This window comes from Paenibacillus haidiansis (assembly GCF_036553665.1).
In the GTDB taxonomy this organism is placed as follows: domain Bacteria; phylum Bacillota; class Bacilli; order Paenibacillales; family Paenibacillaceae; genus Fontibacillus; species Fontibacillus haidiansis.
Genome location: NZ_JAZHPZ010000010.1, coordinates 1 through 14624, shown reverse-complemented (window position 1 = coordinate 14624; position 14624 = coordinate 1). Strand labels below are relative to the sequence as shown.

At 50.3% G+C, this 14624-nt stretch carries 11 protein-coding genes; 7 read left to right on the top strand and 4 right to left on the bottom strand.

Annotated elements, in window-relative coordinates:
• Nucleotides 1–19 precede the first annotated feature (19 nt).
• Nucleotides 20–1360 (top strand): ABC transporter substrate-binding protein, encoded by a 1341-nt coding sequence (locus tag V3851_RS18030; RefSeq protein ID WP_331847952.1) that lies wholly within the window; start codon nt 20–22, stop codon nt 1358–1360.
• A gap of 44 nt (nt 1361–1404) precedes the next feature.
• Nucleotides 1405–2973 carry a glycoside hydrolase family 43 protein gene (locus V3851_RS18025; RefSeq protein WP_331847951.1) on the top strand — a complete coding sequence of 523 codons (1569 nt, stop codon included), beginning with the start codon at nt 1405–1407 and terminating at the stop codon, nt 2971–2973.
• Nucleotides 2974–3075: 102 nt separating this feature from the next.
• Here the strand turns inward: V3851_RS18025 and V3851_RS18020 are convergent, their stop codons facing one another.
• Both V3851_RS18020 and guaD read right to left on the bottom strand, forming a co-directional pair.
• The gene (locus tag V3851_RS18020) at nt 3076–4431 is read right to left on the bottom strand and encodes a uracil-xanthine permease family protein (RefSeq protein ID WP_331847950.1); all 1356 of its coding nucleotides are present in this window, start codon (nt 4429–4431) and stop codon (nt 3076–3078) included.
• A 38-nt stretch (nt 4432–4469) separates the two neighbouring features.
• Entirely contained in the window at nt 4470–5834 is a 1365-nt protein-coding gene (gene guaD / locus V3851_RS18015) for a guanine deaminase (RefSeq protein ID WP_331847949.1), read from the bottom strand.
• Between the two features lie 164 nt (nt 5835–5998).
• Between guaD and V3851_RS18010 the strand changes: the two genes are divergently transcribed.
• The gene (locus tag V3851_RS18010) at nt 5999–6889 is read left to right on the top strand and encodes a spermine/spermidine synthase domain-containing protein (protein WP_331847948.1); all 891 of its coding nucleotides are present in this window, start codon (nt 5999–6001) and stop codon (nt 6887–6889) included.
• Nucleotides 6890–6911: 22 nt separating this feature from the next.
• The gene (locus V3851_RS18005; protein ID WP_331847947.1) at nt 6912–7697 is read left to right on the top strand and encodes a TatD family hydrolase; all 786 of its coding nucleotides are present in this window, start codon (nt 6912–6914) and stop codon (nt 7695–7697) included.
• 28 nt (nt 7698–7725) lie between these two features.
• Here V3851_RS18005 and V3851_RS18000 read toward each other — a convergent pair whose 3' ends face one another.
• Nucleotides 7726–8532: an AraC family transcriptional regulator gene (locus tag V3851_RS18000; protein ID WP_331847946.1), complete on the bottom strand. Its 807-nt coding sequence runs from the start codon at nt 8530–8532 to the stop codon at nt 7726–7728.
• A gap of 318 nt (nt 8533–8850) precedes the next feature.
• Between V3851_RS18000 and V3851_RS17995 the strand changes: the two genes are divergently transcribed.
• On the top strand, nt 8851–11343 hold the full coding sequence (locus tag V3851_RS17995; protein ID WP_331847945.1) for a pectate lyase family protein: 2493 nt from the start codon (nt 8851–8853) through the stop codon (nt 11341–11343).
• Nucleotides 11344–11427: 84 nt separating this feature from the next.
• Here the strand turns inward: V3851_RS17995 and V3851_RS17990 are convergent, their stop codons facing one another.
• A complete protein-coding gene (locus V3851_RS17990; protein ID WP_331847944.1) occupies nt 11428–12144 on the bottom strand; it encodes a winged helix DNA-binding protein in 717 nt (238 codons plus the stop codon).
• A 215-nt stretch (nt 12145–12359) separates the two neighbouring features.
• Between V3851_RS17990 and V3851_RS17985 the strand changes: the two genes are divergently transcribed.
• Both V3851_RS17985 and V3851_RS17980 read left to right on the top strand, forming a co-directional pair.
• Nucleotides 12360–13892 (top strand): MDR family MFS transporter, encoded by a 1533-nt coding sequence (locus tag V3851_RS17985; protein WP_331847943.1) that lies wholly within the window; start codon nt 12360–12362, stop codon nt 13890–13892.
• Nucleotides 13893–14218: 326 nt separating this feature from the next.
• Complete coding sequence (locus tag V3851_RS17980; RefSeq protein WP_331845828.1) at nt 14219–14617, top strand: IS3 family transposase; 399 nt, start codon at nt 14219–14221, stop codon at nt 14615–14617.
• Nucleotides 14618–14624: the final 7 nt, after the last annotated feature.

Here is a 14624-nt window from a genome sequence, read left to right as displayed (position 1 = left end):
ATCTTGGAGGGCATCAATTATGAAAATGGGAAAAGGAATCTATCGCATATCCGCAGTATTAATTCTTTCTTTGTCCCTGCTGGTTTCGGGCTGTGGCGGGGGAGGAAAAAAACAAGCCGATTCTAACAGCAGTGAACAAGCAGAACAGAAGAAGATCAGTTTTTGGGCCGCGGCTGTAACACCGGAGCGGAATCAGTTCTTTGAGGAAATTATTAAGGAATTTGAAGAACAGAACCCGGACATCAAGGTTGACTTTCTGGGAGTACCGGGAGATCTGTCCGCATATCAGCAAAAGGTGAATGTGGCGATCGCCGCCGATCAGGCACCTGACATCATGAATGATTTCAAGGCCGATTTGATTAGCCGGGATGTGCTGGAACCGTTGGATGAATATCTCGCAGCCTGGGAAGATAAAGATCTGATCTCTCAGGAGACACTGGAAAGTAACCGCAAGCTGGATACCAAAGAGGGCAAATTGTATGCGTTGCCGTACAGTTCGCAGACCTGGAATCTGTGGGTACGCCCTGATTGGTTTAAAGAAGCCGGTCTGGAACTGCCGGATACCTGGCCGGATTTTTTCGAAGCTGTTGAGAAGCTGACAGACAAGTCCAGAGATCATTACGGCTTGAGCATCCGCGGCGGTGCGGGCAGTGCCAACACCTTGGAAATGCTGATGTATTCCTACTCCGGGATTACCGAATATTTCACGGCCGACGGCAAAGCAACGATTAATGATCCGCTGCATACTGAATTTGTTGAGCAATATCTCGGCGCCTACAATGTCTATACTCCAGAGGATGATCTGAACAAGGGCTGGAGCGAACTGGCAGCGACTTTTCAATCGGATAAGGCAGCGATTGTCGTTCATAATCTCGGGTCAGCAAGCTCCCATGAGAAAGCTTTTGACGGCGACCGGAATAAATTCGCCGCGATTCCTTTTCCGCAAAGCGTAAAGGGCTATAGAGAGCATCCCGGCCTGATGCCGCTTGGCCTAACGATGTCCAAGTCCGCAGAGCACAAGGATGCGGTGTGGAAGTTTATGACGTTCTATCTTTCGCATGATATTAATAGCCGTTATTCCGAGCTGTACGGTGAAATTCCGGCCAATAAAGACGCTGCGGCCGATGACTGGGTGCAGAATGTTCCTTATATGAAATCGGCTTCCGATTTGCTTAATAATCCGGAAACGAAATTTGCCGATACCCCTTATTATCTGCCGGGCTATGGGAATGTTCAAAAAGAGGTGGAGCCGATGATCCAGAAGGTGATGGCCAAACAAATGACCGCGCAGGAAATGCTGGATGAATGGGCCAGATTGTTAATGGAAGAGAAAGAAAGCTATGAGCAATCGAACTCTTGACTAACATAAACGAACGGGAAATCCGAATCTTGGAGGGTGAACAAATGAATAAGCGAGCGCCGGACCAGACAGCGGTCGGGTGGATTCCGGATCAGGGGGACGGCACTTATCGCAACCCGGTCATTCACGCCGATTATTCCGACCCGGATGTAATTCGTGTGGGAGAGGACTTCTATATGGTCTCCTCCAGCTTCAATCATATGCCCGGGCTGCCGATCCTGCATTCCAGAGATTTGGTAAACTGGACGATTGTGAACCAGGTCATTCAACGGTTGGATTTGCCGGGATATGACCGGGTTCAGCATGGCAAAGGAGTGTGGGCGCCAAGCCTGCGCTATCACGAAGGAAAGTATTGGGTATTCTTCAGCACCCCGGATGAAGGCATATTCATGAGCTATGCCGAGGATCCGCTGGGAATATGGTCTGTTCCGCATATGGTTCATGCAGCCAAGGGGTGGATTGACCCCTGTCCGTTCTGGGACGACGACGGCGAGGCTTATTTGGTCCATGCGTTTGCGTTTAGCCGTTCCGGCCGGAAGCATTTGCTGCAGCTATGCCGGATGTCCCGGGACGGGCGCCGGCTCCTAGATGAGGGGACCATTATTGTGGACGGGACCGTAAAACATCCCACGCTGGAAGGTCCCAAGCTGTATAAGCGGAATGGTTATTACTATATTTTTGCCCCTGCGGGCGGTGTAACGGAAGGATGGCAATGTGTGTTCCGGTCCGACTCGATATTCGGTCCTTACGAGGACAAAATCGTATTGAGCCAGGGCACGACCGAGATTAACGGTCCCCATCAGGGCGGGTATGTTGAATTGTCTGACGGGGAATCATGGTTTATCCATTTTCAGGATAAAGGGGCGTATGGGCGGATTGTTCATTTGCAGCCGATGCAATGGGTGGAAGGTTGGCCTGTGATGGGGAACGTACCCCCGGATCAGAAGATCGGAGAGCCTGCGAGGAGCTTTGGCAAGCCGAATATAGTCGGGGAGACCGGAATAGCGATTCCGCAAACCTCCGATGATTTTCGGGGGGAAAGGCTAGGGTTGCAATGGCAGTGGCAGGCCAATCCGCGGGACGAGTGGTACGAATGCCAGCCCGAAAACGGGGCGCTTCGGTTATTTGCATGGCCGCTTCCGGAAGAAGAGACGGGTCTTTACGATGCCCCTCAGCTCTTGATGCAGAAGTTTCCGGCCCCGGCTTTTAAGGTTACAACAAAGCTTCGGGCATGGGATTTCTCCCCGGGCGACCGGGCGGGAGTCGTCGTTTTTGGACAGAAGGCCGCAGCTTTGATGTTAGCGAGCGAATCCGATTTATACGCACTGACTTTATATGAGTCAGAACCCGATGGGCGAAGAGATATAGTCCTGGCAAGGGTCGAAGTCAAAGTGCCCGAAGTGTACCTGCAAGTCGAGGTAACCGAGCCCGGCCGTTGTGTGCTCCGGTTCAGCATGGACGGCAGCGTATTCAGCGATATAGGCGATCCTTTTGTGATCGACAAAGGTGCTTGGGTGGGAGCAAAAGTTGGATTAGCCGCTGTTTCCGCTAAACAAGGCAAGGGTCGGCCATACGGAGAGTTTACAGGGTTTTATTTTGATTATGAACAATGAACGTTAAGAATAAGAAGAAGACGCATGGATAGGATATATCCGTGCGTCTTCTTCTTATAGCTTCCACCAACATACTATGCTTTTCCAATTAGAATAGAAAACTTATTTTCTGCTCGGCAGCAATTTATTCAATATGATCGCCGCGAGCGATGCGGCCAGCAGAGGCGAGCCGAACAGGTATTGCACGAAGGTAGGCAGCGAATATAAGAATTCATCGGGAATGAGCACTAACGCCAAGGTGATAATCATCGGGATCGCGATAATGTACATTTCTTTTTCGCCGATCTTCTCGTTCTTCATTACCTGAATCCCGTTGATTGCGATAATCCCGCAGACGATGGCGAATACGCCGCCGATCACGGCGGTAGGTATCGAAGAAATAAGTGCGGCCAATTTGCCCGAGCAGCCGAAAATCACGAACCATCCGCCTACCGCAAGAAACACGCGGCGGCTGGCAATCCCCGTAATGGAGATGATTCCGGCGTTGGTGGAGTAGCCCGTAACCGGAGTCGACCCGAGCAGAGAAGCGATCAGACAGCTGATCCCTTCCCCGATCACGCCCCGGTTAATGTTTTTGTCCGATAACGTCTTCTCGATGACATTGCTGACGGCAAACCAAGTACCTGTTGTCTCGGCCAGCAGTACGAGATAAATAATGATCATGGTGATGATCGCGGAGAAGTTGAAAGAAAAGCCAAAATCGGCAAAAGGGAGCTGCGGCATGCTGAACCATTTGGCATTTTGAACAGCCGAAAAATCCAAGACGCCCATCACATCGGCGGAGATACAGCCGACAATTAACGCGACGATCACGGAAGTAATCCGAAAGATAGAACCCTTGGCCCCGATCAATGAACTCAAGATGACAAAAATCAGAAGCACCGCCCCCGAAATGAGAGCCAGCAGCACGTTTTGATTGATGGTAGCATCCGTGGCGCCGTAAATATTGTCCGCTATCGCGGTCGGCAATAAGGAAAGGCCGACAATGAAGATGATCGTACCGCCTACAATGGGCGGGATAAATGACTTGACAATTTTATTGAAGACGCCGGTAAGACCCAAAATAATGACCAGGACGGCGCCGATTAAGCTGGAACCGAGCACGGAATTCCATCCCAATTGCCCGCCGCCGCTGGCGGCAAAAATACTGACGATCGCCCCGAGCGGAACATAGGAAGGCCCTTGCGCCATAGGAATTTTCATGCAGAAGTAGGTTTGTACGATCGTTCCAAGTCCGGCTGCAATAAAAGTAGCTTGAATCAAAGCGCTAGATTGATCGGATGATAGACCGATCAGCATTGCAATCAGGAAAGGCACGACATAGACGTCCATGGCTATAACATGCTGCAAGCCCAGGATGACCGATTTGACGAACGAAACTTTCTCATCGGGTGAGACTGTTAGTTGATGTTGGGACTTCATTTCCGCTAATTCTTGCTCGCCTGCTTGTGTTTTCACTTTGGATGCACACCTCATATTTTTTTGGATTTTTATTTCTAACGGGAATGGACTTTTTCGCCTTGTACCCAGACTTCACGGATATGTTCGGGTCTGGCGAGATACATGATTTTTTGGAAAATATCATCTAAAGCCTCATTCTCATCAAATATCGGCAATTTGGCGGACGGCTGTTTCGTATCGATGATCTGTACATCCCATGCATAACTCTCTTGAATACGCCCGATCGGCAAGCTTAAGCTTTCACCGCCGCCGGCTGTAGCAAGATAGAACGCTTCATGAATCGTAAGGCGCGAATTCGGAACGCCGCGGTCCCCGGAGGGAAGGGAGGGGTTGACGCCATCTTCCAGCATTCTGGAAGAGATGACGGCCTGTCTTATGTTATCGAACAGACTTGGCGAAAAGCCCCCGGAAATATCGGAACCAAGCCCGATCTCGACTCCTTTGTCATGGAAATGGGCGACGGGGATGACGCTGTTGGCAAAGTACGCGTTGGATATCGGGCAATGCGCGATTGCCGTTCCGGTATCGGCAAACAAGGCCGCGTCCTCGTCGCTCAGGAAATTGCAATGGGCCATGACGGATTTATCGCGCAGCAGACCGAAATCATGCAGGGCGAAGGCGTCGTTCTTTTGGAATCTGTCCCGAACGTACCCGTGCGCCCAATCGCTTTCGCTGCAGTGCGACTGAATATACGTATCGTATTTGGCGGCCAGTTCTCCCAGGCCTTTCAAGGCGTCGTCCGTACAGCTTGGAATGAATCTCGGCGTCACGACAGGATATACGCCCTGCTTCGCGGATTTGGCCAGCTCTTTGACGGCCAGAATAAATTCTTCCGTATCCGCGAGCGCCGTCACGGTGTCCTTGTCGCGGTAATTCTCCGGGTTCTGCTGCGGATCGTCCATGACGACTTTTCCGACCAGCCCGCGCTGACCTTTCTTCGCGCATATTTCGGCCAGCAATAAGCTTGCTTCTTTATGAACCGTGGCAAAATAAAGCGCGGTCGTCGTACCGTTGGCAAGCAAGGTGCCGACCACGTCCTCGTAGACTTCCCCGGCAAAACGGAGATCCGAGAATTTGGATTCCAGCGGGAAGGTATAGGTGTTCAACCAATCATAAAGCGGAATATCCAGCGCGGTTCCGGACTGGGCCCATTGCGGCGCGTGAACATGCAAATCGATAAAACCCGGCAGGAAGTATTGGCCTTCGGCCAAACGGTGAAAGTTGTCTTTTCCCTGATAAGCATCCAATAAAGACTGATAATCGGAATCTTCCGGGGCGACGATTCTTTCGATGATTCCGTCCGCATTAACGCAAAAAAGATGATCCTTTAAAATTTTGATTTTTTTAGGAGAGATGCTGGTGAAAGCAGTGCCATGAAACAATTGCATATATTTAATCATAATTACCGCCTTAATGTTCGTTTTTTGAAGGTTTGTTTGTTATTATAATCCCTCAAAATAGATACGTCCAGAACAAAAGGCGAATATTATGACTCATCACGACAAACCTATGTAAAGTGAGCTAAAATAAAACTGAAATGGAAAATTCAATAACAGGTGAGAATATGGATCGCAGTAACCAAGTGTCGTCGGATAAAGTTAATAGAGAAAATGCCAAAGTATTTGCATTGCTGAGCCATTATTTGAATAATGCTTCCGATTTTATCAATGCAGAGGAAATCAAGGATATCGCCGATTACGGGGTGACTTACGAATATGCCTTCACGGCGATATTAACCGCCGCCTTCGGGCTGGATATTGTTGATCATACGGAAGATAAGGAGTTGTTCAACAACTATTTCAGCAAAATGGTACATCGGCTGGAGGTTGGTGAATATTATAACAATCCGTATTATAAGAACATCAAAATTCCGACGGTGAACATCGGCAATAGTGAATTGAAGTATGAAAAATACAAACCTTTTGAAGGTTTTGTTTGCGATGATATTCTCCGGACGCCGGAGGGAAGACAAATTCCGCAAATCGGATTTTTCGACACGGAATTCAGGTATCCTGCGGTTCTGGAGAACGGCCGCATCTGGATGACGATTACGCCCAATGAAATCGAGACGATGAAGGAAGCGGTCGATCGAGCGTCCGGGAACGTGCTTACATACGGGCTTGGACTCGGCTACTACGCTTATATGGTTTCCGAGAAGGATGATGTAGCGAGCATTACGGTTGTCGATTCGAATCAGGATGTCATCGATCTGTTTAAAAAATATATTTTGCCGCAATTCAAGTACGCTCATAAGGTTAAGCTTGTCAAAGCCGACGCCTTTGAATATGCGCAAACAGGGATGCCGCAAGGGAAATTCGACTTTGTGTTTACGGATTTATGGCATGACGTATCGGACGGAATCGATCTGTATTTGAAAATGAAAAAGTTCGAAAAGCTCTGTCCCGATACGGCATTCGCGTATTGGATCGAAAAATCCATATTGTGTTATTTATAAAAGCTTAAAGGAGCTACCGATCATGACCCACCCCATTATCGATATCGGCGTCAATTTGATGCATCGTTCGTTTCATAAGGATCGCGAGCAGGTTGTGAAAAGAGCGGTTGCGAACCACGTAACTCCGCTGATCATTACGGGAACGAATTTGCGGGATAGTAAAGAAGCCGCTCGCTATGCCGGCCGTTACCCGGGAAAACTGTATTCTACTGCGGGGGTTCATCCCCATGACGCGAAGTCATGCAATGAGGATACGATCAAAGAACTTGAAGCATTGGCGGCGCTGCCGCAGGTGGCCGCCATCGGGGAATGCGGCCTCGACTATAATCGCGATTTCTCGCCGCGGGACGTGCAGCGCAAATGGTTTGCCGAGCAAATCCGCCTGGCGACCCGGTTGGACATGCCGCTGTTTCTGCATGAGCGGGACGCCTTTGCGGATTTTGCCTCGATCCTGAAGGAGCATGAAGTCAAACAAGCGGTGGTCCATTGTTTTACCGGTACATATGCGGAATTGAAAACATACCTCGAAATGGGCCTCCATATCGGGATTACCGGATGGATCTGCGACGAGCGGAGAGGCCGGCATCTCAGGGATCTGGTGCGAATCATACCGCTTGACCGGTTAATGCTCGAGACGGACGCGCCGTTCTTGACCCCGCGGGATATGAAGCCGAAGCCGGCGGAAGGGCGGAACGAGCCCGCCTTCCTGCCGCATATCCTGCAAACTGTTGCGAGCTGTATCGGAATACCCGCCCAAGAGGTTGCTAAGGCGACGACGGAGACAGCGGCGAAGTTTTTTAATCTTTAATAGGAGAACGAATTATTCGATAGAATCTTCATTTCCCTAATCCGCCGGCCTGCATCGCTTCCGGAATGTTCCGGCGGAATTCATTGGGGGTTATTCCGTATTCCTTTTTGAAGACGCGATAGAAAGAACGCAAGCTGTTGAATCCGGAGTCGAACGCGATCTCGGTGACCGGATGCGTGGTGGATTGCAGCAGCATGTGGGCATAGGCCGCCCGCTGGCCGTTAATGTAATCGCGAAAAGAAATGCGGAACTGCTCGGAAAAGATTCGCGAAATCTGAAATTTGCCGATGCCGAGCTCTCTTGAAAGCGTATCCAAGGTTAGGGGCTCCAAAAAATGAATGTCTATGTAGGCGAGAATTTTTTGGACGATATCCGCGTCTTTCATGTAATCTATTTTCTTTAGAGACATCAGCGGAATAGCGTGTCCCAGCAAGACAGAGGTGTAGGCCTTGAGCAGACGTTGGTCGCAGCGCTCGGTGTATTGTTTGAACAATGTAGACAGGGTGGCCGAAACTAACGGATTCTTGGGGACAACCGGATTTTCCGGAACATAGCTTAACAAATCCCCCGTATAATCCCCCGGAAATGCGGCATCGAAGAAGATCAGCAGGATCTGGCTGTTTTCTATAGTTTTATAGCTGTGTGGTTGATTGGGAAAAATGACGGCCATATCCCCCTCGGACAGAACATATTCCGTCCGGTTGATGCTGATGTTGATTTGGCCGGACAAGACCATGGCGAGTTCAACGTTTTTATGCAGATGCGGCGGATAGGTGTTATTGGTGGAGATAAATGCATGAAATTGCTGATCGCGATGCTGGTATTTGATTTTCATGGCCTAAACCTCCCGATTCAGCGTGAATGTCTCCCGGCAGTGAGGAAATTTAATTCGGATACAAAGAACATAAATGGATTTGCAATTTAACACAAGGACATTGGGCAATATTTGGCATAAAAAAATGTCAAATATGGCAGGTAACCATGGCCTAAAAGATTTAAAGTATTAGCAGTAAGCTGAATGAATTGAGCTTACCTTCATAACATTTCGGCGAAGGGAGGAAGTATAACGGGACCGAAGCATTGCGCGGCAAAGGATGCGTCCAGGTTATACGGAAAAGAGATGAGATGGAAGGTTAAAGGGTTCAGGAGGGTCATGGCGGTTTTTTTGAGTATTTCGGTAGCGCTTACAATCTCGGGGGTGCAGCCGTTTGATACGGCTTCGGCCCAGGCCGGACAAAAGCCTTCGGGCGAGGCTGTCGTCGCATTTCCGGGTGCGGAAGGCGGGGGCGCTTACACCAGCGGGGGCCGGGGCGGCGATGTCTACATCGTAACGACCTTGGAGGATTACGGTGAAAATGAACAACCGATTCCGGGGTCCCTGCGGTATGGGATCTTATCCACGCCCGAAGAGGGGCGTACGATCGTTTTTCATGTTTCCGGGACGATTCTGCTGGAAAGCACCCTGCGACTGAACAATATTAAAAATCTAACCATCGCCGGGCAAACCGCACCGGGAAACGGCATTACCATCGCAGGCTGGGACACCAATATCAGCAATTCGGAAAATATCATCATCAGATATATCTCTTTCCGGCCGGGCGCGACCAATGTATTTAACGGCAGCGATTCTATGGATGCGCTGTGGGGAAGAGACAACAATCAATTTATCATTGACCATTGTTCCTTCAGTTGGAATACGGACGAGACACTGTCGACGTACCGGGGCGAAAACGGCACGGTGCAGTGGTCCATTATTTCGGAAAGCCTGACGCTTTCCGGGCATTCCAAGGGCAGACACGGCTACGGCGGCATTGCGGGCGGAGACAAAACCACGTTCCATCATAATCTGTACGTGAACCATACTTCGCGGAATCCGCGGCTCGGCGGCGGATATGGCGGAGCCGCGGATGCGGACCACGTGGCGGTCGTTCAGTTCTCCAACAACGTGCTTTATAACTGGGGCTTTAACGGCACATACGGCGGGGGCTTTACGTTTACCAACTTCATGAACAATATCGAAATCGCAGGGCCGGGTACAAGGGACAATGTTGAAGCCAGGGTCATTGACGCGGGCGAATCCAAAAAGCTCGGCGGTTTCTACATCTCCGGCAATCGGATCAACAGCAAGCTTACAGGTTTGCTGGACGGATCGTCGCCGTACGTAAAAAGCTCCGGCGACTCAAGCGGCGACAATATAACGACCTATGCGACAAAACCGTATCTGTCCGCGGACAGTACGGGAGCGAATCACGGTGTTGCGAATCGAGCGTTTGACGATTACGTGCAGCATGGCGTGAAAGCCGCGAACGAAAAATTGCTGAACGACGTGCTGGGGCAGGCGGGCGCGACCTATCCGCGGCGCGATGCGATAGATGCCAGGATTGTCGCGGAAGTGGAGCAGGGCTTGGGGAGATATATCAACACCGAACATGAGGTTGGGGGATATATCTCGGACTTTGGCGTCGTGGAGCAGCAGCGTGCCGCAGACTTCGATACCAATCAAAACGGGATTGACGATCAATGGGAAAAGAAACATAAAATCTGGGGCATCACGGACGCCTATAAAACCGTTACGGATAAGGGGTATACCTGGCTTGAGCTTTACATCAACGGCCTTGCCGATATGGGGCATACGGCCGAAAACCCTGAAGCCAAGCTGACGGCTCCGGCGAATAACGCGCAATTTGCTTTAGGGGAACCGGTGCGGGTGGAGATCAAGGCTTCCCCCAAATTCGGACACAAAATCAAGAAGGTGGCCGTATACAACGGATCCCGGTACCTCGGAGACGCCGTATTGGATAAAGGAAAGTATGTATATACCATTGAAGGGCTTGAGGATGCTTCCCATTACATTTCCGCAAGAGTGACCGACGCGGAAGGAAATGCGACCCAAACGACCGCGGCCCAAATTCACATCAATACCGATAGCGGGACACTGGCCGGCGGCGGCTGGACATCCGCCGATATCGGCAATCCGGACCTGGAAGGTTCCGGAAGTCAAACGGACGGCGTTATAACCATAAAGGGCAATGGAAAGCTTGGAACGAGCGAAGGCAGCACGGAACGGTCGCAAGAGTATGATGCCGCCAAGGACGATTTCCATTTCGTTTATAAGGAAATGACCGGAGATATGGAGATTACCGCGAAACTTGAGGAGATAGGAGCCGTTGACAACCATGCCTTTACAGGCCTGATGATCCGTGATGACTTGACGGAGAATAGCGCCGCCGCGGCCCTCGGATTATCCTGGGTGAAGCTGTCCAACGCTTACTGCTGGTCGTCTTATTTGACGGGCAGAGACGCGCAGGGTGGAGATTTCGATCAATTGACCGAAACGCTCGACAGCGCTTCAGCGGCCAAAGAGGCCGGCATTCAACTTCTCCCGGATATCCCGTTCAAGATCGACGGGGTCGAGCAAGGTTACTGGCTCAAACTCGGCCGCCAGGGCGATACCTTCTACGCTTACGGTTCGACCGACGGCAAAGAGTGGACGCCGATCGGCGAGAGAACCGTAGCGATGCAAGGCTCGGTATATGTCGGCTTTGCCGTTGACAGCAACGACGTTGCGAATGAAATTGAGCAACTCAACTATGCCAAGTTCTCCAATGTCAGTTTGACCGATAGCTATACTTCAATCGGTGAATAGACTGGCATAAGCATACAAGCGTCCGGCGGGTTCAATGCCGGGCGCTTTTCATTGGGATCGATCGTTATAGACGACAACGGAGATTCATGGTCTCACATCCGCATCGAAAAATAACACCTTCATCAGTTTCTTAACCTTAAGCAGGCTCTCCGCATCCAACCTCTTCAGCATATCCATAATGTCGGGCAGCGGGTCGTCCGACAGCACCGCCCCGGACTTCTGGCCGGATGCGGCGGAAATCCCTTTCGGCTCTGACACACCGCTTGCGTTGTCCTCAACCCAGGAAGTTTCCAAAGTGTCTTGCAGTACGTGAACCAGGAAAGACAATTGTTCCGCATCATATTTATTTAAAAAGTTGTGCACATTTATCCCTATTTGCCGATGCAACGACTGATGGATCCTGGAAATTTCCCGGCCGAACGGGGTCGTCCGAAACAATATCATTTTTTTGTTGTCAGGCAAATACTCCATCTGAATGACATTCTCCTGCACCAGCTTCCTCGTAATTTTGGACACGCTTCCCCTGGGAATTCCCAACTTTTGCGATATACGAATCCCGTTTACCGGTTCCAGCTCTTCGATGGCGTCAATGATATGCAGCATCATAACAGTTGCGCGCCTGAGAAAGGAAATGGCGGCAGGGTTATCCGTTTGCCGGATCATCCAAGAGCTCTCTTCGTCTTCTCCTTCCGCTTGAAAACGCTTCTGCACTTTTTCGATCGCATCCGTAATTTGATGAATTAGGCTGACCTTATTGGCTTCCGGTTCTTGTGCCGGCGCATTGACATGATAACCATTCATAGGAAAATCTCCTTTGAAATTTGCTGTGTTTAGTATAACAAACATTTTCGGCAATATAAAGATTCCGGGAAACATTATTGACAGGACGGAAACAAAATTATATATTGATTCCTGGAATCAATATTGTTTCTAAGAATCAAATGATGGAAAAATGAGCATCCGTAAGCTAGCTGGTTTAGAGGAAAAAATATCGAAGAATGGGGAGAACTTTTGAAATGACTCAAATAAAAGACAACAAGAGCCTCGTCCTGATCGGCCTATTGATCGGCCTGGTCTTTGCCGAACTGGACGAAACCGTCGTATCGACGGCGATGCCGACCATTATCCGCGAGCTGCACGGGTTGTCGCTTTACGGCTGGGTCGCCGGCGTTTACATGCTCGCGGCGACGATGTTTATGCCTATTCTTGGCAAATTGGCGGATTTATACGGACGTAAACGCATCTATCTCAGCTGTATGGGGCTGTTCATCCTGGGATCGATTATCAGCGGAATCGCCCCTTCGATGGCCGTACTGCTGCTGGGCCGCGGCATTCAAGGCATCGGTGCCGGCGGATTGATGCCGATTGCGCTCGTCATCATCGGCGATGCCTACCCGCTGGAACAACGGGCCAAAATTCAGAGCCTGATCGGGCCGATGATGATTTTGCCCCAGTTGCTGGGGCCGATGGTCGGCGGATATTTTGTAGAACATGTCAGTTGGCACTGGGTATTCTTAATCAACATTCCCGTCGGTTTGTTGGCGGCTTTGGTGCTATCCGTCGGCATGCGCGAATCCCGGAGTACCGAAAACAAAAAAATCGACTGGGCGGGGGCGGTCACGCTCGTGCTTGCTCTTCTGTCCCTGCTGCTGGTCCCGGTTTTGATCGACAATCAGGGCTTATTGTGGTCGTCACCGCTCATTATCGGCCTGCTCATTTTGGCCGGTCTGCTGATTCTGCTGTTTACCCGTATCGAATCCAAGGTCAAGGAGCCGATCATTCCCCTGCATTTGTTCCGGAAGCGCAATATCGTCGTGATGTCGCTACTCTTATTCATTTCGACGCTTGGCGTCATGGGAGGAACTTCGGCATTCCCGTTCTTCGCCCAAAATGTGATGGGACTGACGCCAACGGCGGCGGGTTACCTTATGATGGCTTTCATGGCGGGTGCGATTCCCTCCAGTATCCTGAACGGATTCCTGATTACCAAAATACCTTACCGTTATTTATTCATTGCTTGCTTCGCCCTTTCGATTATCGGTTTATACCTGCTGACGCAAATCGGGATCACAACATCCGTGCCTTTCTTTATCGTGACATTTATCATCATTGGTTTGGGGTTCGGAGCGCTGTTCGGCGGAGACAATCTGATCGTACAGGAATCCGTCGACAAGGAGCACAGCGGTATTGCCCTCGGAACGGTGCAGCTGTTCCAATCACTTGGAACTACGATCGGACTCAGCGTATTCGGCAGCCTGCTCGCCGGTCATATCAAGGACGGGGTTTCCGCGCTGGCTGATCAGCTTCCTGCCGGTTCGGCCGGCCAAATCGCTACCGGCGGAATTCCCCAAGGATTGAATGCGGATGTGCTCGTCAAAGTGCAAACGGTATTCGCCGGCGCCTTTCAGTTTATTTTCACGATTTCGCTTGGTTTCATCATCGCGGCATTTTTTCTCTGCTGGTTTCTTAAGAAAGGCGTTTTGGCGAAAACGGAGCCGGATTCTTTGTCTTCAGACGGCTCCGGCGGCAGGCTATTAGAGTCAAATTAAGCCTTTGCTTCGGGACCGTAAGGCTTTCATCCTATAGCCGACTAAGCTAAATGGCTCTTTGTGAAAAACAGACCGCCCTTTTGATATGCTCCCCATACGGTAGACAGGTGAAATAACAAAACCTGGCCCAGAGGCTCTTCGCGACGGCAGAGGACGCACGAAGGCGCCAGAGAAGCTTACTGAGGAAGCTTACTGAGGTCGACCAACAAAAGCTAGCCATGAAGAAGTTGGAGTACGAAGTTGAGCGGCTGCGAGCGGAGAATGCCTTCTTAAAAAAGTTACAGGAGTTCCAAAGGAGGCGACGCTAAGCCAGCATCGACAGGAGAATGTCTATCTCGAAATACAAGCCGTGCAACAGGCAGAGTCGCTCAGCATACAGCTTCTATGCAAGAACTCTGGAGCTGGCGCAGGAAGCTGCGTCAGGCAGTACGCCCATGCTTCATAGCGACAGAGGTTACCAATATACGTCGATAAGCTTTAAAGAGATGTTGGATAACGCCGACATGAAACAGAGCATGTCTCGAGTTGGTCGTTGCATCGACAATGGACCGATGGAGTCTTTCTGGGGGACGCTAAAATGCGAGAAATATTATTTGCATACCTACCGAACTTTTGAACAGTTAAAGAAAGACATTGAGGACTATATCCACTTCTACAATTACGAACGATTACAGAGAAAACTAAACGGCCTCAGTCCGATGGAATTCAGGACCAAGGCCGCATAGATGATTT